Origin of the sequence: Thalassotalea euphylliae, assembly GCF_003390335.1 — a bacterium.
Taxonomy (GTDB): domain Bacteria; phylum Pseudomonadota; class Gammaproteobacteria; order Enterobacterales; family Alteromonadaceae; genus Thalassotalea_F; species Thalassotalea_F euphylliae_B.
Genome location: NZ_QUOU01000001.1, coordinates 4,731,410 through 4,749,927, shown reverse-complemented (window position 1 = coordinate 4,749,927; position 18,518 = coordinate 4,731,410). Strand labels below are relative to the sequence as shown.

The following is an 18,518-nucleotide window of genomic DNA, read 5'->3' as shown; positions in this document are numbered from 1 at the left end:
TAATACCGCTATCACATTTACTTAACAGTTTATCGCTACCACTTGGAGTAAAACTCAGTACAATAGCGCTAGTCTTATTTAGTTCGCTTTAACATTAATGGATTAATCATGTCTCTTTCTGTTGTAATTTTAGCGGCGGGTAAAGGTACCCGTATGCGCTCTTCTCTACCCAAAGTGTTACACCCCGTTGCTCATAAGCCTATGGTGGGTCATGTTATCGACGCTGCTCGTCGCGTGAATGCCGAAAATATCTATCTGGTTTATGGCTTTGGTGGCGATGTTTTAAAAGCGCAAATTTCTGGTGATGATCTGACCTTTGTTGAACAAAAAGAGCAGTTAGGTACAGGTCATGCGGTCGATATGGCATCGCCTTTCCTCAATGATAATGAAGATGTGTTAGTGCTGTACGGTGATGTGCCGCTAACTAAGGTGTCCACCTTACAAAATCTTATTGCCGCTAAGCCCGTGGAAGGCATGGCTTTGCTGACCGTAAAACTTTCAGATCCTACTGGTTATGGCCGCATTATTCGGGACGGCGAGTCTGGCGTTGGTGAAGTTATAGGTATCGTCGAGCAAAAAGATGCCAGCCCAGAACAATTGACCATTAACGAATGTAATACGGGTATTTTATTGGCTAACGGCGGTGACTTAAAACGTTGGCTGAGCAACCTTTCCAATGACAACGCGCAAGGCGAATACTACCTGACCGATATTATTGCGATGGCACACGGTGAAGGCAAACGAATTGCCACTGCTCACCCAGAAACTGAAATTGAAGTGGAAGGCGCAAACAATCGCGTGCAGTTGGCGGCGCTTGAACGCGCTTATCAGCAACGAAAAGCCGAGCAACTAATGATTGCTGGCGCCAGCTTGCGTGACCCTGCTCGTATTGATGTACGCGGCGAGCTATTGGTGGGGCAAGAAGTTAAAATCGATATTAACTGCATCTTTGAAGGCCAGGTAGAGCTTGCTGACGACGTAACGATCGGTGCTAACTGTATTTTAAAGAACTGTAAAATTGGTAAAGGGGCGGAAATAAAGCCAAATACCATCATCGAAGATGCCATCATTGGTGAGTTTGCCTCTGCTGGCCCATTTGCTCGCATTCGTCCGGGCTCTGAGCTAAAACGCGATGCCCATGTTGGCAACTTTGTTGAAATGAAAAAATCAGTATTGGGTGAAGGTTCAAAAGCAGGTCACTTAACGTATTTAGGGGATGCCGAGGTTGGCAGTAAAGCCAATATTGGTGCCGGCACAATTACCTGTAACTACGATGGCGTAAATAAATCGAAAACCATTATTGGTGATGGTGCTTTTATTGGCTCAAATGCCTCGTTAGTTGCGCCTGTTAGTGTTGGTGAGATGGCTACGACAGCGGCAGGCTCCGTTATCGTCAAAGATGTAGATGCCAATGAGCTGGGTGTTGCTCGCGGTAAGCAGCGCAATATCAAAGGCTGGCAACGACCCACTAAAAAAGACTAGTGCAACGCCTAGTTTAAAAGGCGCAGGCGAACGTTAACAAAGGGAGCTAGATAGCTCCCTTTGTCGTTTAATGGCAGGATTACTGTGCGGGTTGTGCACGATAAAACTCAATACCTGTTGCCCAGCGGTGTGGCATACCTAGCCAAGCCTCAGTGTAGTTTTCTCTATCGAGTTTCTTTTGTGTTGATGACTTGGTAGTGGGTAAGTACTCACATTTTAATGTCTTTAAATAACAGTCTAAAAACGCTAAAACAAAGTGACGATTAAAACGGTTAAGTTGCTCACTGCTCCAGCTAGGCTCAAAGTAATGACCTAAATCAATATCATTTTGATACGCCACTTTAGGGGCTGGGTGCGGTGCGATATTGTGTCTGGCATTCTGGTAGACCAACAAATAGTTATCTTGAGGGCTCGTTTGCTGATAAAGCTTTTGTACGCCGTGCTCAAAACCGGAAATATCATCCTGATCGCCAGCAACGTAAAGGCTTGGTATTGCCAGTTTACCTAAAGCTTCAACATTGTGTAGGTTTAGCTCTTGGCCCCAAGGCGCAAACGCGACCATAGCTTGCCAGCTGGTATCTGCTTTTTCTTCACCGGCATTACAAAAACTAAAGGCTGGTGCTAAGGCTTCGGCTTGTTGCTCATTAAACCCCAATGCCTTTAGACTCGCGGATTTAACGTCATAACAGCCACCCACCGTATTGATCGCGCCATAGCCGCCCATTGAATAACCGATAACACCTGCCTTATTAAAATCAACTAATCTGCTAAGCGCACTTGATTGCTGGCGGTAGTGATTGAGAACAAATTGCTGATCGCGGCTTCGATGGATCAAAGTCGAAACAAAGCCAGCGGTTGGCGCGTTGACTATATCGATTTCCTCTGTCGTCGAATCCGTATGATCAATACTGGCGACAACATAGCCATAGCTGGCCAAATGCTCTGCCAGATAAAACATTATGGTGCGATCGCCGGTGTAGCCGTGCGATATCACGACAAATGGGAACTGACCTTGCGCGACAGGAGCGGCGCCTCGGTAGGCTGTGCCTTGTAACTCAAAAGCTTTATGGGAGCGTGTAACGGCTTTATAGCTTGCTAATGTGCCAGCGGTACTTGGTTTGCCAGTGTCTGCTGGATACCACAACTCGACCGTTAACGGTCGTTCATAAGTGCCCTGAAAGTCGCGGTGATCAAATGCGCTGCGGTTGATAAGCTGCTCGGTGACGACACCTACTTTATAGTTACCTGCTGTGGCGAGCTCAGGCATAACACTGGGCTGGTCGGTGAAAAGCTGCTCTGGCTTGACTGAGCTTAAAAGTTCGCTTTGGGCAGCACTGGCCATGGGGCTAAATGATGTGCTCAGCAAAGTGATGCATGTCGTTAGAATGAGTTTTTTTAGTTTCATTTTTATTTTTCTGCTTGTAGGCGTGAGCGTTGTTTTGGTATTTATATTATTAATACTATTTAACTACGCGATAATTACCTACCCAGATTGATGAAATTTTGACAACGCATCGAATTTGGCGAATCACCACTGATTATTTTGGTATTTGCTTTGCCTATTGATATTTCGACTCTCGACTCGTTACTTTCTTTAAATAGTTACGCGACTCTGCCCTTGGGTGCTTGTTGGTCAGTGCCCAGTAAACTGACTTGCTCTCTAATTGATTAATGCGCGTAAACGCGGTATTGCGATTACTGTGAAAGGTTTTTAACACGTTGCCAGTGCCGCCGTTGTAGGCAGAAATCATGGCGTAGTGTTTACTTTGGCGGTTAGCGACTTTTTGCAGGTATCTGTCGTCTAGAATCGATAAATAAGCGGTACCAATGTCAATATTTTGCGCCGGATCAAACAACACTTGCTTACTCGGTTGACCGGGCTTGCGTTTAATTTTCTGATAGACATCCCGCCCTGCCGTCGCAGGAACCACTTGCATTAACCCGTAGGCATTAGCATGGCTAACCGCGAATGGGTTAAAGCTACTTTCGGTTTCAATAATGGCGTAAATTAGCGAAGGGGCAATTTGATACTTTCTCGATGCGGCAATGACGTGCTCGCTGTATTGGTGTTTACGCAATTTCTGGTGATCGGTAACCAAAGTAAAATTCACTTGGTGTAATGGCTTTTTGCCCAACCGCCCTTTCACCAGTTTTTGTGACACTAAATAGTCTGCAAAGCGTCCTGCCCGCCATTGATAACGAATGGGTTTGCGGTCGGTATCGATCACCTGACGATACAAAAATGGTGTTTCGCCAAGTGTTGGCGCATCGCTGGAAAAAATGTCTGTATTGGCTGGGTCGGCAGGCGTCAGCAAGGTCGTCACAATGGCTTGTTTAAGCATTTGTAACGGCTGCTTGGTGGCGATGGTTTCAACGGTGATTGAGCCTTTGGTAAAGTCGATGATCGCCCGCGCTTGATAGTCATTACTGTACTTTACGTATTTGCGGGTGCTCGGCAGTTCACTATTGCCTTTGCCCCACTGTTTTTCGACAAACTGCTCAAGTTCCGCTAGCGCTTGTTTGATTCTGGCAACATCGTATTTTATGGCCTGTCGACTTTGCTCTGCCTGTTTAGCGATAGCACCAATATTTTCAGGATTGCGCTTTATTTGCTTAACCAGCTTTTCAACATGAGCTGGCGACGATAAATTGGGTGTCGATTGGCAACTGGTCAGTATAAGTATTGAAAATAGGCTAAGAATAAGTCGACGCATACAAAATAAATCGCGAGGCTGAGGTATCAAGCCCCCTTTTACCTTGGCTTCGCGCTAAAAGCTACTAAAAAAGCAAAAACGATGCTCTGCGATGATCATGTGGCGGTAGTGCTTTTGATGTAAACCTTGTCTTTATTTGACAAGGTTTTGTTTGTTACTATAATTCTTTCGAAACGAAACTTTTTGTTTAGCATTGTGCTAACTTTAGTGTCTAAAACTTATGTCTAAGAGAAATACACAGCAACGCCGTCATATCATTATCAATGAGCTTAATAGTCACGGTGAGGTCAGCGTTGATATGTTAGCTAAACGATTTGAAACCTCGGAAGTTACGATTCGAAAGGATTTAGCTGCGCTAGAAAAAAGTGGCTTATTGCTGCGCCGCTATGGTGGTGCAATTGCACTACCGAAAGAAATTGTCGAACCAAACAATGCACATCTCTCAGCGCAAAAATCACAAATAGGTAAAGCTGCTGCCCAGCTGATCAAAGACCATTATCGCATCGTGATTGATAGTGGCCGAACAACATCGACAGTCGTCAATCATTTGAGCGACAAAAAAGGCTTAGTGGTGATGACCAACTCACTGAATGTCGCAGCTAAGCTAAACGAATTGGAGAACGAGCCGACATTATTGATGACCGGTGGCACTTGGGATCCCACCTCGGAATCATTCCAAGGGCAAGTGGCAGAGCAAGTGTTGAAGTCTTACGATTTTGATCAGCTTTTTATCGGTGCTGATGGCATTGATATCGAACGCGGTACGACCACGTTTAACGAATTAGTGGGTTTAAGTAAAACCATGGCATCGGTTGCACGTGAAGTGATTGTTATGGTGGAATCAGAAAAAATAGGCCGCCGCATTCCGAACTTGGAATTGGACTGGCCGCAAGTCAATACATTGATTACTGACAAGGGCTTGTCGGTTGAGATGAAACAAGCATTAACAGCAAAAGGCGTAAAGGTAATTTGCGCCAGCAACGAGTAAGGATATTAACTATGTGTGGCATTGTAGGTGCAGTAGCACAACGAGATGTAGCAGAAATTTTAGTGGAAGGTCTAAAGCGCCTTGAATATCGCGGTTATGACTCCGCAGGCGTCGCGGTCGTTGATGGCAATAATAACCTGCAACGCGTTCGCCGTTTAGGCAAAGTACAAGCTTTAGCGGATGCGATCAATGAAACACCGTTAACTGGTGGTACGGGTATCGCGCATACGCGCTGGGCAACGCATGGCGCACCCAGTGAGAATAATGCCCACCCGCATGTCTCGTCAGACACCATTGCCGTGGTGCACAACGGTATTATTGAAAACCATCAAGAACTGCGCACCGAATTACAAGCAAAAGGCTACGAGTTTGTCACTGAAACGGACACTGAGGTTATCGCCCACTTAGTACACCATGAACTCAAATCTGCCAGTAGCTTACTTTCAGCAGTGCAAACCGCAGTTAAGCAGCTGGACGGCGCTTATGGCACAGTAATTTTGGATACCCGCGATGTAGAGCGCGTTGTGGTGGCTCGCTCAGGCAGTCCATTGGTGATTGGTTATGGCTTAGGTGAGAACTTTATTGCTTCTGACATGATGGCCTTACTGCCAGTAACACGCAAATTTGCCTTCCTTGAAGAAGGCGATGTTGCGGAAGTGACACGTTTTGAAGTGAATGTTTTCGATCTTGATGGCAAGCCCGTCATTCGCGAAGCCAAAGAATCCGAAGTTAGCCATGACGCTGGCGACAAAGGCGAATACCGCCACTACATGCTCAAAGAAATTTACGAACAGCCAACCGCCATTCGCAACTCACTGGAAGGTCGTTTATTGGGTGGGCAGCTTAATATCGACACCTTTGGCGCTGGCGCAGATGAAATCTTCCGCGATATTGAACACGTGCAAATTATTGCCTGTGGCACCAGTTATCACTCTGGCATGGTGGCGCGTTATTGGCTAGAAGCGCATGCGGGCGTGTCGTGTAACGTCGAGATTGCCAGTGAATTCCGCTACCGCAAATCGCATGTGCCGAAAAATGCCTTGTTAGTGACTATTTCGCAGTCGGGTGAGACCGCTGATACGCTGGCGGCACTTCGTTTAGCGAAGGAGCTAGGTTATCGCGCGAGCTTGACGATTTGTAATGTGCAGGGGTCAAGTTTGGTACGTGAGTCTGATCTGGCGTTTATGACCAAAGCGGGCGCAGAAATTGGCGTCGCCTCAACGAAAGCGTTTACCACCCAACTGGTTGGCTTAATGATGATGACACTCGCACTGGGCAAACATCACGGCATGAGTGAAGCCGATCAGCAAGCCATGGCACAAGCTTTGACTACCTTGCCGACTAAGATTGAAGAAACCTTTGCCTTAGCCGATGAAATTGAAGACTTAGCGGAAGATTTTGCCGATAAAAATCACTCATTGTTCCTTGGCCGTGGCGATCAGTACCCTATCGCGATGGAAGGCGCATTAAAGTTAAAAGAAATTTCTTATATTCACGCCGAAGCTTATGCCGCCGGTGAGTTAAAACATGGCCCATTAGCGCTCATTGATGCAGAAATGCCGGTAATTGTGGTCGCACCTAAGAATGATTTAATTGAGAAGTTAAAATCCAATGTTGAAGAGGTGCGCGCGCGTGGTGGCCTAATGTATGTGTTTGCCGACAGCGCCGCTAAGTTTGACAGCGATGATACGATGAAAGTGATTAACGTACCGCATTGTGACGACTTAATCGCACCAATCGTTTACACTTTGCCGCTACAGTTGCTTTCTTACTATGTGGCGATTATTAAAGGTACAGATGTTGACCAACCGCGTAACTTGGCTAAATCAGTGACGGTGGAATAATCTAGTCAGTGCTACAGGGGCTTTTGTAACTTAGGAATATAGTTTCATCCCAAGTATTAAAGTATCATCTTAAGTAATATAGTTTCATACTCTAACAAGATCAAAAAGCCGACGTGTGTCGGCTTCTTAACTTCTTCTCAAAGGTAGTCGAGTAGCATTTGTCTATTCTTGAGTTGAAAATTGTAATGCCTGTTTTTATCCTTGCTTGATTCTTTGTCGGTTTTGTCGATGAGCCACTGACAGCATAGCAGCCAGATTAATGCTCCTCTCTCAGTCAGAAGAACTTCATCTTGATTGTCTGCCATTCCATAGTCACGTCTCACAGACGCTTTTAAATCATCATTTAAGTTTGGGTGCAGTTCTAATAAGAGTGGAAGCATCGTGTTCCACTTTACGTCATGAGCTAACAGTTCATAAGGTTGTGCGTCTTTTTCAGCAACAACATCAAGGTCAATATTACAAGCTCAAAAGTTGAACCGCTCAAGTGGAATTCATCCAGGTCATTTTGTTCTGTCATACGGTCGGGAAACCAGAAACTGGATATTAGCACAGCAAGCGTTAAAGTTTCTTGAGCGTGGTGATGCACAAGCCACTTTTAAAGTACATTACAGAGAGGCTCTAGATAAATATCAGTTTGGTGAAGATGAGTTTGAATTACTTCAAAGGTTAATGTGAGTATGCACTTACAGCTAAGTATTGGTGCACAGAGCGTCGGTGGGCGACAATGAAAATGAAACTTTATTACTTGTTATGAGCACAAATTTAAACCACTTTCTAAATCCATTATGAAACTCTATTTTCTCAGCCTCAAACTTCCAAACCAAAACACAGGGCCTACAGCAGCGCTCAGTATGAAACTATATTACGGGGTGACAGCTTTTTTACGCAGCCCCTAATACGATTGAATGTGAATAACAGCGATGAGCCTTTACGCTCGTCGCTTTTTGCTATTTGGGCGGCTTAAACAGTAAGTTCAAATCGTTCACGTAAAAACTGAGCAACGCCATCATCGTCGTGATGACCAATTACCGCTGTGGAAACGGCTTTGATTTTTGGTACGGCATTTTCGGGGGCATAGCATTCGTCAGCAATGTCGAACATGCTGGTATCGTTATCGCCATCGCCAAAGCAAATCACACTGTCTGCGCCCAATTGATGTTTCAAATTGAGTACCGCAGCGCCTTTGTTGGCAGCAGAATGGTGCACGTCTATCCAGCGGTATTCCTCGGTTAATGCTTTGCCGGAATAAGCAATTAAGTCTGCTTCGTTTTTTATCTTCTGATTTACCTCATGAATTTCGACACTTGGGCCAAGCATACTGATATTGGTAACGTGTAAATTACCACGGCATGCTGCCATTGGTAGTAGGCTAACCTTTTCCGCTTTACTCAAGCGCTGCAACAGGTTTTTTTCCGCTTTGTTTTTCATGGTGCCGTGAAAAATGTATCGTTGTGCCTGCTCATCCAGTGCGCTGACAAAGGGGGTTGATTGTGGTGAAGACATTGTTTCAACCGCCGCTAAGCCTTCTTCAACATTTAGGCAATGATTAAAACTAAAGCGTTTTTCGTTGGGACACCAAGTGAGTACCCCATTGGTATAGATGTGTGGTAGTGGGAACTGATGGGCTTTGAGCACGGGAGCCGCCGATAAATGACTGCGCCCGGTAGCGATCGTGTATCGAATACCGCTTTTGTCGAGTGCTCGCAGTGTGGCTAGCGTGTAGGCTGAGAGTTGCGATTGTTTGTTTAGTAAGGTTTGGTCAAGATCAAAAACGACTAATGGGTTAGTGGCACTCAAAATATTCACACCTCTTTAATGTAAGTGTTTTAGCACGGCATACGGATTTTGTCTGAGCGGTACCTCAAGGCGATTGTTGCCTTGCTTGGTCGGCTGCCCAACCATTTCATCATAAGCGCTTTCATGCCTGAGTACGATTTCTTTTATCTCTAGTTTTTCAAAGTGCTCACGCATTTTGGTGAGGTTTCTGGTGGTGAGCGTTTTGTCCGCTGATAGCCATACCATGTGCTCGGTATCATCAATAACCACGAGGGCTTGGTAGAGCGCTTGTTCAAGCGAGTTAATGATGAGTTTATCAATGCGTTTTGATCGTAAATCTTTGTATAACAATTTCATAAGTTCACCCAATGAGCTTCTATACCGCTAGCTCTGAACATACGGCGTTTAATTGTCTTTTGATCAAGTTCATTAGGTTAACGAACGGTTAATAGTGTCTTGATCTCAACCTTGGTTGAGGTTTTACGCTGATGATTCTATTAAGTTTAATATTGAAATTGAGGAAGTGATATGCGCATCGCAATCGTATTGGGAACGAGTCGACCAACTGGCAACACAGCACAATTGATCAATCACTTTGTTGCTAGCACGAATAATCCCGTATCGGTCTACTCATTGAGCGATTATCAGGTGTTACCTTACGACTATCATTTTGCTAATCAAGATGATGACTTCCCCGCATTAATTAGCGAAGTGATAGCTGCACACGAGATCATCGTTTTAGCAACGCCTATCTATTGGTATGCACCAAGTGCACAAATGAAAGCTTTTATGGATCGCTTAACGGATTTACTCGAAATCAACAAAACGCTGGGAAGGCAACTTAAAGGTGAATATACCCATGCTACTTCAAGATGCTTGATTTCAGCGCTGTCACAGGGACTCAATATCAAGGCGCAGCTTGCCGGAATGGTTACTCCCTTTCAATAAGCTGCAACGCAGAGAGTGAGTTCCTGTGAAGCGCCCTTTCTACCTTAAATAAAGTGGGTTGGTTTAAAAGCGATTTATGCTGCGTTATTGATTTTGACAAGGGAACGACCATTCTCTGTAATCAATGTCTTGCCTAAACCGCTTTTAATTCCAACTGAAACAAGCACTTTGAATTAGCATGGGTATATAGGCGTTATCGCAACGGGGGTTGCCAGTGAAGCGCCGACATGTTTCGAACAAATATTTCGCCTGACCTTCGATTATTTACACATGAAATATATTGGTTTGTTGTATTGCACTTTCCCACCAGAAAATGCGCCTGGTCATGTGATGAATGAGGCGCTAGCTAATGCCGTTGAAACTTCGCCTTTAACTGCATTTATTGGCGAGATAGCCAAGGTAAAATAAGGGCGCTAGTTGGTGTCTTGCACTAAACGTAAAGCGATTCTGGAACCTTTTAGCTATCGCTCCACGGGTTGTAATTCGCTAATATTTTCATCTCCCTGTCAACAACAGTCGATACCTTATGCCTAGTTAGTGTGTTGGTTTCTGTGATGTGTGAACAGATAAAAGATTAACCTTTGCGTTAACTTTACGTAAAATTAAGCAACAACAGGCGCAAATTTAAGAATAATTAATAGGAAATATCATATGCTCACTTCCTCTGCTGAATGGAAAAACCTTCAACAGCATTATCAAGAGATCGAAGCCATTCACATGAAGTCACTGTTTGCGCAAGACAGTGAGCGTTTTAGCAAATATTCGATGACGGCCGCAGGGTTAACCTTAGATTTTTCCAAAAACCATATCACGGAAAAGTCAGTAGCGTTATTGGTTGCCTTAGCCGAGGCAGCACAGGTCGAGCAACAACGTGAACGCATGTTTGCTGGCAGTGAAATTAATGTGACTGAACATCGCGCTGTGTTGCATACGGCACTGCGTAATTTCTCAGGCCAGCCAGTGTATGTCGATGGCAAAGACGTCATGCCAGAAATTGAGCAAACACGTGCGCAAATGAAGCGTTTTGTTGAGGCAGTGTCAACCGGTGAGAAAAAAGGGTATAGCGGCAAAGCCTTTACTGACGTTATCAGTATCGGTATCGGCGGCTCCTTCCTCGGCCCTAAAATTATGTCGGAAGCGCTAAAACCTTATCGCCAAAAGCACATCAATGTGCATTTTGTTGCTAATGTTGATGGTTGCCATTTGCAGGATGTTTTAACGGGGCTAAACCCAGAAACAACGCTTATTATTACCTCGTCAAAAACCCTAACCACGCAAGAAACACTGCGCAACACCCAATCGGCCAAGGAGTGGTTCTTACAAACGGCGACGCAAGCCGACGTGGAATATAACTTTGCCTGTGTGTCGACTAACATCACAGCGGCACAAGAGTTTGGCATTAATCCTGACAATATTTTCCCAATGTGGGATTGGGTTGGTGGCCGTTACTCAGTGTGGTCAGCAATAGGTCTGCCACTGGCGTTAGCGATTGGTTATGACAATTACCACGCGTTTTTAACTGGCGCATACGAGTTAGATCAACACTTTCAGCAAGCACCGCTGGCGCACAATATGCCAGTAATTATGGCCTTACTGGGGATTTGGTATCGCAATTTCCACGGTGCGCAATCTCAAGTGTTACTGCCTTACTACCACTACTTACGAGGTTTACCAGCGTATATTCAGCAGCTTGATATGGAAAGTAATGGTAAGTCAGTGACTTTGGGCAACGAAGAAGCTGATTATGATACTGGCCCAATTATTTGGGGAAGCGAAGGTACCAATGGTCAGCATTCATTCCACCAGTTAATTCACCAGAGTAAAACCCATATTCCGGTCGACTTTATGATGCCGCTTCACCCTGCCAATGAAGTGGCCAATCATCATGATATGCTGGCGGCCAACTGTTTTGGCCAGAGCCAAGCGTTAATGGAAGGACAAAGTGAAGCGCAGGTGATTGCTGCAATGCAAAAGGCGAAATGTAGCACCGAAGAAATTAAAAACCTTTCTAGTCATAAAGTGATGAAAGGTAACAAGCCTAGCAATACCTTGTTGTTCGACCGCTTAGATCCCAAAACACTCGGCAGTTTAATTGCTTTGTACGAGCAAAAAGTATTTGTCCAAGGGGTGATTTGGCAAATTAACTCATTCGATCAATGGGGGGTTGAATTAGGCAAGGCGCTTGGTAATCAGGTATTAAGCAAGCTTACTAACGCCGAGGCAGCGCTAACGATGGATGGCTCTACCAACGGTTTAGTTTCTTTATACCGGGCGCGCAAATAGCACTTCACTACTTTGTCACCCGGTTTAGTTTTTGGCGCGGGTCTTTAAGGTTGTTAGTTAAGGCTTATACCTTTGGTAAGCTGGATGAAATTCAAGGTAATCACACCAAATGCTAAAACTTTTCGCGGTGAAGCGTTTGTCAGTTGCTCGATACCACCGGGAGGCGCCTCTTGGTGGTAAAACAAACCTGATACTGCGCCCATCTATCGCTACGTAACACGCCAACTCTCGGGTGGTTTCATTAGTGACTTTAACGCGCACAAAACCGTCGGCATTGTACCCGTATTCCGTCGCTATCCGTGGTATGGCATAGGCATAAGTACTCACCGCCAATAAGGCTAGTGCAATAAAGCCGTTAGCCATCCTTCTTAACAAAGTGTTGAAATCAACTAGGCTCATTTACTCGCTGCTCTTGGTGTTTGTGTGCATGCTGAACTTTAGTTAACCAATACGCGGACATTAAAATTAAGCCAGTGCCTGCAAGCAAGCGCACCATATCGGCTCGCTCGCCAAATAACGTTAATGCGAATATCACGGCAAACGGAATATATGCGTTGTTCATGATGGCAAGTGTTGGGGCGTCGACTTGTTTAGCCCCATAATTCCACAGCGCAAACCCCACACCAGAGGCGATAATGCCAAGATAAAGTAATACCAGCCATTGGCGAGGAGTGATGGCTGGCACGTCGACATAACTTTGTTCAAACAGGACTATCACCATCATAAATATCGCCGCCCCTGTGTACATGACCGCCATATTGCTGGTGTGAAGGGGTTTTTCTCTTTGACTCAGATGGTGCTCGCTCAAGTGTTTATAGCCGACCTGTCCTATCGCAAACGCTAGGTTAGCGCTCTGTAAAATCACAAAGCCTGTTAACCAATTCGCACTTTCCGGGGCTTTAAATACAATAATGCCCGCGCCAACAACCGAGAGTGCAATAGGCGCTAAGGGCTGCAGGCTGATACGGCGCGATAGTAAACCATCGATAAAAAACACATAAAATGGCGTAAAGATCGTAAATACTGCAACTAAGTATCCCGGTAAATATTGATACGAGGTGATATAGGCCCAATACATCACGCCAAATTGCAAGGCGCCTAAGACGAGTAGTTGAAGGTTAAATTTATTGTCTGCCTTAAAGCGCATAAACGGTAAAAAGACCAAAGCACAAATTAATAGCCTGAGTGCCGCCACGACACTCGGCGCAATACCCGTTAACTCTCCTTTGATCAGGCCAAACGAAAGTGCCCATAACACAGAAACAAAAATGAGTGCTTTCACAATGCAATAGCGAATATTGAGTGGTTGAATTGGTCAGATAGTAGCATAAGCATGGCGGGTTTTTGGTGAGTTTTGCACAACTAAAATCTAACCTGCAAAAAAATTTAAAATTTTGGCTTGAAACCGAATCAATTCGCTACCATGTCTGTTGTAACAAAATGTAGCGGTGCCAGCTGGTCTAGCTGCCCTGCCCAATAAGATAATAATCACATTGATGCCATTGCGGTATTGAGTTGTATTTTGAAGAGAGATGTATTGTTATGGCAAACCTAGTTCCGATTAAAAAAGAGCAACACCAAAACCTTAAAATTGCTGCACAGCGCAGCTTAAAGCATATTGCGGGCTTACACATAGTGCCAATTACCGCACCAGAGTACTCAAAAGGTGCGATGAGCTTCCCTGTCTTTATCGTCAAAGACCCTGACACCAATCGCTACCGCTCTGTTGCCATGCTTGGCCTAGAAACGGGTGAAAACTTGTTTATGAAGGGCGACGATTGGACGGGCCTATACGCGCCACAAAGTGTTGGTATGGTGCCATTTGCACTAGGTTTAGATCCTGAAAAAGAGAAAACACTCACCGCTTGTGTTGATATGGACAGCGAATACGTTGGCGAAGACAAAGATCTTGCGCTATACGACGATAAGGGCGAAGAAACTGAATTGATGAAAAACGTTCAAGACACCCTTGGCCGTTTGTACGAAAGTGAAGTGATGACTGAGCGTTTCATTAAAGAAATGCAAGACGCAGAATTACTTGAAGAAGTAGAGTTGGTGATCACGTTTGCTAACGGCGAGAAAAAGAAAATCGTTGGTATTCATACGATTAAAGAGCCTAAGTTACGTGAATTGTCAGACGAGCAAGTGCTTGATTTCCACAAACGCGGCCTATTTATTCCAATTCACTCAATGTTAGCTTCTATTGGTCAATTAAACCGCCTAGCGCAGTTACGCAACGAACAAAAAGAATTGAAAGTTGCTGGCGTTCAAGTGGTGCCATTAGAGAAATAAAGTTCTCACCAACTATTGTTATAGTTAACAATGAATTAGGGGCTAATGGCCCCTTTTTTATGTCCTCGTTTCAAGGCTTGAAACTGATCAACCAATAACGGTTAACAAGTAGCCAATGCTATGTTAGGTTAAACAATACTGCCAGTGAGGCTGCGCCTACGACACGCTCGCTCGGCACTATTGGTTATGTGGTAAATAACGAGGATTGTATGGCAGATAACAATAAACTTACCAAGGAGCAGGAGGAACAAATACAAAGCCTTGCCAGTGAAGTCTATATTCAAGTTGAAGAGCGCATGGCCAGTATTTTGTCATCGCTAAAGCCACAAGCTATTTCAGACACAGAGGTCGTGGAACACAAGCTTTATCAAGAAGCGTTAGCAAAGCAGCAGCAGCTGGAAAATGAGCTAGCCAGTGCCAACAACAGCGCCCAAATCGAACGCGCCAATTTACAAAAATCCCTTGACGAATTGACCGCTAAACTGGCGGCGAGTGAGTCTGAAATTACCCATATTGGCGAGTTAAATAGTGCGAAGCTCACAGATACCGAACAGGTACTGAAAGAAAAAATCACGGCACTTGCCGAGCAAAATGAACAAGTGGCGGCGCTTAGTGCGGCTCAAGCAACCAATAGCGAGCAAATTACTGAATTAACAAAACAGCTTGACGATATCAAACAAGAAAACCAAGTGTTAGTGGCCAAAGAGCAAAACTTGCTCAAGTCAGACAAAGCCAAAACCGCGACACTAGAGGTTCAAAATCAACAAATCTCAGATCTTAATACCAAGTTAAATGAAGTGAGCAGCGCCCTAGAACACGCGCAATCGCAATTTGGCCAACAAAACGAAAATATGCAGTCAACGCTGGCGAGTGAACAGGCGAAAAATGAGCAGCTAGGTAAGGATGTGTTAACGTTAACCCAACAGTTGGACGAGGCAAACGTGCAGTTGGCGCAAGGCCAAGGTGAACAGCAAGCTCAGCTTGAGCAAGCGCAGCAGCAAAGCAAGTCGCTGGTACAGCAAGTCGCTGACACAAGTGATGCCAAGCAGCAACTGGAAGCACAAGTTAAGCAGTTAAATGAGCAGCTTGCGCAGCGTGAAAATGCACACGAAAAGCAACTTGCCGAAATAAAGCAACAGCAAGATACTTTAACAATAAAATTGACTAGCGCAGAGGACACAGTTCAGCAGCAAGCTGCGCAAATATCAGCGGCCAGCACAGCTCACCAACAAGCGATGGCGGAATCGGTACAGCAACACCAAGTACAAGTTGAACAATACCAAGCCGCAGAGCGAAACTATCAGCAACAACTGGAGCAGCTCACAGCGAAAGTGGCTGAGGCCGAGCAATCGCAAAATCAGTATCAACAGCAAACTACCACAATGAAAGAGCAAGTGGCGACGTTAACTGAGCAGCTGACGATTGCGCAAAAACAGCATGAAGGTGATGATGCCATTATCAGTGAACTCACTGAGAAATTAGCGGCTGGAGAGTCGCAGCTTACAGGGCAAATTGCGGCACTTACAGAACAAGTTAACGCGCTAGAAAAAGCCTTATCAAAAGCGCAGCAAAGCTGTGAAGAGCATGAGCACAGGGTTAACAAGTTGAACGCAGACATAGAGCAAGCGGTGGCGAATGAACAAAAAGCGCAAGCCAAACTTGTCAGTGCCAAAGAAAAGTTTGAACAAGACAACAATAACACGCGCGAAACGATCAAGTATTTACGCGATGAAAACTTCGAGTTAAGCACTAAGCACGAGCAAGAGTTAACCGAATTGGAAGACAAGCTGCGAGAATATCGCCTGCGCTTTGAATACGCGCAGCAGCAGCTTCGACAAAACTGAATGATAACCGCTCACAAAAAAGCGCTGATTTTACAAGCGATCAGCGCGTTATCTTTGTATACTCTCGGCACCCCTAGCAACTGAGATGATCTTCATGGCAATTCGCCTACCTCTAGCCAAATTATCGTTATGGCAACAAACCGCATTTTGTTGTGCGTTACTCGAACGCATGCTGCCTAACTACGCAATGTTCTCGCAAGCAGCTGAGTTTGGCGATGTTAACGTGTTGCGCAATCAACTTGACCTTGTTTGGCAACGCCTTGATAGCAAGCAAAAAGTAAAATTGAACTATGAAGCTCAGCTAGAAAAACTCGAAGCACAAATTCCAGACCCCGAAGCTTTTGACTTTTTTGGCGTTTTTCCCGCGCTCGATGTTTGTATGGCACTGATGTCTTTACTTCAAGCACTGCAAAGTAAAGATGCCCAAGAGTTTGCCAACGTGTCGCGTCTGTCTCACAACAGTGTCAGCTATTATGTTGAGCTACTACTGGTGGAAGAAGCCGAGCAAGTCGATGAAGAGCAAGAGATTACCAACCACGCGATAAACCAGCACCCCTTGATGGCATGGGAGCGCGCAACCCAAAATGAACTGTTCGATTTCCTCAAAGACGCCCCGGAAAGCAAAGCCAGTTGCCAGCAAGCTAAAGCTATGGTGTTGGAAGAAGGCCTATCAAATCTCGGTATTGAAATCTGAGTGCGACTCTCACTAAAGCGAGTATGACGTTCATCAAAAATGGTAAGCAGGAGTCTTTCGTGAAGGAACCACAACCACTCACGACAAATATCAACACTGGTGGCCTTGATACGTCGCCACCGTCTATTATCGCGACCTTATTCTGGGCATTATTTTTATACATAGTGCCGAGCTTGGTCGCAAGTTTTGGGTTTGGCATATACGCAGGAGCATCGGGGATTAGCGACACGCAAGGTTGGCTCATCAAAGTTGAAACCTTGCTCGCGATGACGTTCGCAGTGTATTTGTTTGTTATGCCTTGCGTGTATGCGCTAGCACGGCATAGCGATAGTCATAAATCGGCGCTGAACTTTCTGCAATTAAACAAGCCGACGGTTAAATTGCTGTGGTTTGTGGTTATCGTGAGCGCCGTATTTTGGCTGCTCATGACGATTGCCACGTATCTGCTTGCGCTTGAGGAAGAGCCGTTTATGCAGTTACTTAAAAACTCTTCTTTACCTGTGTGGTTCGTCGTGCTCAATACCTGTATTTTAGCGCCGATTACCGAAGAGCTGGTCTTTCGTGGTTGGCTGTTTAAGCGCTTTGCACTTACTAGGCTCGGACAAACCGGCGCAATTGCCATAACCAGTTTGTTATTTGCGGCTATCCACATTCAATACAGCATGGCTGGCATTGTGTTCGTCTTTTTATTGGGGCTTTACTTCACCTGGATACGGGTAAAATATCAAAGTACCACTTTAGCCATTCTTGCGCATGCGGTCTGCAATAGCATTACCATGGTTGCCTTGTATTTTTACTACTAGCGATGTTACTACTGGGCTGCTTTATTACAGGCAATGGGTTTGTCAGTTGCAGATCAGGTTAGCTGATACAAACGATACGCCACTTGGCCTGCGGTTTTCTCTTTGATGAGCTGCCAATTAGCCGGCACTTGAGGTGCTGGCGATTCAGTTTCCGTTTCAACGTAAACTAACGCGTGCTCAGCTAACCAGCCTTGGGTCAGTAAATCTATCGTTTGTTGAGCAAGTTGTTGACGAAAAGGCGGGTCGACAAACACCACATCAAATGCCGTCTTTGAGGTGGCCAAATAGCTGAGCGTGTTGGTGTTTATGACATCGATATTATCGGCTTTTAACAGTTGTTGGTTCGCTTTTAGCTGCTGGGCCGCTGCTTCGTTAAGCTCAAGCATAGTGACACTTTCCGCGTGACGGGAAACCGCTTCAAAGCCCAAACTGCCGGCACCTGCGAAACAGTCTAAACACTTGCTACCTTGAATATCTGTCATCAACCAATTAAATAAGGTCTCTTTGACGCGATCTGTTGTGGGTCGCAAACCATCAGCAGACAAAACGGGCAATTTTCGACCTCGGTGCTGGCCCGCAATCAAGCGAATTGAGCTTTGGGCTTTGGTAGTGATAGAGGCATTGGGGCGTTTGCGAGCGCGCGCTTTATTCATTTGGTATTACTCGTCGTGCAGATCTTATTGATCTCAAGTCAATTAAAGTCAAGCCTCTGGTTTTTCGAGGCGCTATTCGGTGGTAATATAGCGGCCAATTTTATCTGGTATCCATTGGCATAGCTACCCGGATACTAAACGTGTTGAGTGAACACAGGTGTTGGCTTGGCGCTGGGCTGCTTTTGCAGCCGCGTAAT

Annotated in this window: 17 protein-coding genes; 10 read left to right on the top strand and 7 right to left on the bottom strand. The window is 45.2% G+C overall.

Annotated elements, in window-relative coordinates; translation table 11 throughout:
* Positions 1–108: 108 nt before the first annotated feature.
* Positions 109–1,482 carry a bifunctional UDP-N-acetylglucosamine diphosphorylase/glucosamine-1-phosphate N-acetyltransferase GlmU gene (glmU, locus tag DXX93_RS20565; RefSeq protein ID WP_116009754.1) on the top strand — a complete coding sequence of 458 codons (1,374 nt, stop codon included), beginning with the start codon at positions 109–111 and terminating at the stop codon, positions 1,480–1,482.
* A 79-nt stretch (positions 1,483–1,561) separates the two neighbouring features.
* Here glmU and DXX93_RS20560 read toward each other — a convergent pair whose 3' ends face one another.
* Together DXX93_RS20560 and DXX93_RS20555 are read right to left on the bottom strand one after the other, a co-directional pair.
* The gene (locus DXX93_RS20560; RefSeq protein ID WP_258872736.1) at positions 1,562–2,887 is read right to left on the bottom strand and encodes an alpha/beta hydrolase family protein; all 1,326 of its coding nucleotides are present in this window, start codon (positions 2,885–2,887) and stop codon (positions 1,562–1,564) included.
* Positions 2,888–3,041: 154 nt separating this feature from the next.
* On the bottom strand, positions 3,042–4,196 hold the full coding sequence (locus DXX93_RS20555) for a murein transglycosylase domain-containing protein (RefSeq protein WP_116009752.1): 1,155 nt from the start codon (positions 4,194–4,196) through the stop codon (positions 3,042–3,044).
* 220 nt (positions 4,197–4,416) lie between these two features.
* Here DXX93_RS20555 and DXX93_RS20550 point away from each other — a divergent pair, with 220 nt between their 5' ends.
* Positions 4,417–5,184: a DeoR/GlpR family DNA-binding transcription regulator gene (locus DXX93_RS20550; protein ID WP_116009751.1), complete on the top strand. Its 768-nt coding sequence runs from the start codon at positions 4,417–4,419 to the stop codon at positions 5,182–5,184.
* A gap of 11 nt (positions 5,185–5,195) precedes the next feature.
* On the top strand, positions 5,196–7,028 hold the full coding sequence (gene glmS / locus DXX93_RS20545) for a glutamine--fructose-6-phosphate transaminase (isomerizing) (RefSeq protein WP_116009750.1): 1,833 nt from the start codon (positions 5,196–5,198) through the stop codon (positions 7,026–7,028).
* 960 nt (positions 7,029–7,988) lie between these two features.
* Here the strand turns inward: glmS and DXX93_RS20530 are convergent.
* Together DXX93_RS20530 and DXX93_RS20525 are read right to left on the bottom strand one after the other, a co-directional pair.
* Positions 7,989–8,825, bottom strand: a complete 837-nt coding sequence (locus DXX93_RS20530) for an HAD family hydrolase (protein ID WP_181902291.1) — start codon at positions 8,823–8,825, stop codon at positions 7,989–7,991.
* Between the two features lie 15 nt (positions 8,826–8,840).
* A complete protein-coding gene (locus DXX93_RS20525) occupies positions 8,841–9,161 on the bottom strand; it encodes a DUF6482 family protein (RefSeq protein ID WP_116009746.1) in 321 nt (106 codons plus the stop codon).
* Positions 9,162–9,332: 171 nt separating this feature from the next.
* Between DXX93_RS20525 and DXX93_RS20520 the strand changes: the two genes are divergently transcribed.
* From DXX93_RS20520 to pgi, 3 genes are all read left to right on the top strand, one after another.
* The gene (locus DXX93_RS20520; protein WP_116009745.1) at positions 9,333–9,752 is read left to right on the top strand and encodes a flavodoxin family protein; all 420 of its coding nucleotides are present in this window, start codon (positions 9,333–9,335) and stop codon (positions 9,750–9,752) included.
* A gap of 270 nt (positions 9,753–10,022) precedes the next feature.
* On the top strand, positions 10,023–10,160 hold the full coding sequence (locus DXX93_RS20860) for a hypothetical protein (RefSeq protein WP_181902290.1): 138 nt from the start codon (positions 10,023–10,025) through the stop codon (positions 10,158–10,160).
* A gap of 243 nt (positions 10,161–10,403) precedes the next feature.
* Positions 10,404–12,035 carry a glucose-6-phosphate isomerase gene (gene pgi, locus DXX93_RS20515; RefSeq protein ID WP_116009744.1) on the top strand — a complete coding sequence of 544 codons (1,632 nt, stop codon included), beginning with the start codon at positions 10,404–10,406 and terminating at the stop codon, positions 12,033–12,035.
* Between the two features lie 57 nt (positions 12,036–12,092).
* On the opposite strand, the gene DXX93_RS20730 is transcribed toward pgi, so the two are convergent.
* Positions 12,093–12,434, bottom strand: a complete 342-nt coding sequence (locus tag DXX93_RS20730; RefSeq protein WP_147302737.1) for a hypothetical protein — start codon at positions 12,432–12,434, stop codon at positions 12,093–12,095.
* Entirely contained in the window at positions 12,421–13,317 is an 897-nt protein-coding gene (locus DXX93_RS20510) for an EamA family transporter (RefSeq protein ID WP_116009743.1), read from the bottom strand. The genes DXX93_RS20730 and DXX93_RS20510 overlap by 14 nt, the downstream gene beginning before the upstream one ends.
* Before the next feature lie 260 nt (positions 13,318–13,577).
* Between DXX93_RS20510 and DXX93_RS20505 the strand changes: the two genes are divergently transcribed.
* The 4 genes from DXX93_RS20505 to DXX93_RS20490 all read left to right on the top strand — a co-directional run bounded on the left by DXX93_RS20505 (position 13,578) and on the right by DXX93_RS20490 (position 17,668).
* Entirely contained in the window at positions 13,578–14,327 is a 750-nt protein-coding gene (locus DXX93_RS20505) for a SapC family protein (RefSeq protein ID WP_116009742.1), read from the top strand.
* Positions 14,328–14,536: 209 nt separating this feature from the next.
* A complete protein-coding gene (locus tag DXX93_RS20500; protein ID WP_116009741.1) occupies positions 14,537–16,171 on the top strand; it encodes a hypothetical protein in 1,635 nt (544 codons plus the stop codon).
* A 94-nt stretch (positions 16,172–16,265) separates the two neighbouring features.
* Positions 16,266–16,865 (top strand): YjaG family protein, encoded by a 600-nt coding sequence (locus DXX93_RS20495; protein ID WP_116010079.1) that lies wholly within the window; start codon positions 16,266–16,268, stop codon positions 16,863–16,865.
* Positions 16,866–16,924: 59 nt separating this feature from the next.
* Positions 16,925–17,668: a CPBP family intramembrane glutamic endopeptidase gene (locus tag DXX93_RS20490; protein WP_181902289.1), complete on the top strand. Its 744-nt coding sequence runs from the start codon at positions 16,925–16,927 to the stop codon at positions 17,666–17,668.
* A 53-nt stretch (positions 17,669–17,721) separates the two neighbouring features.
* Here the strand turns inward: DXX93_RS20490 and rsmD are convergent, their stop codons facing one another.
* A complete protein-coding gene (gene rsmD, locus DXX93_RS20485; protein ID WP_116009739.1) occupies positions 17,722–18,321 on the bottom strand; it encodes a 16S rRNA (guanine(966)-N(2))-methyltransferase RsmD in 600 nt (199 codons plus the stop codon).
* Positions 18,322–18,518 lie beyond the last annotated feature (197 nt).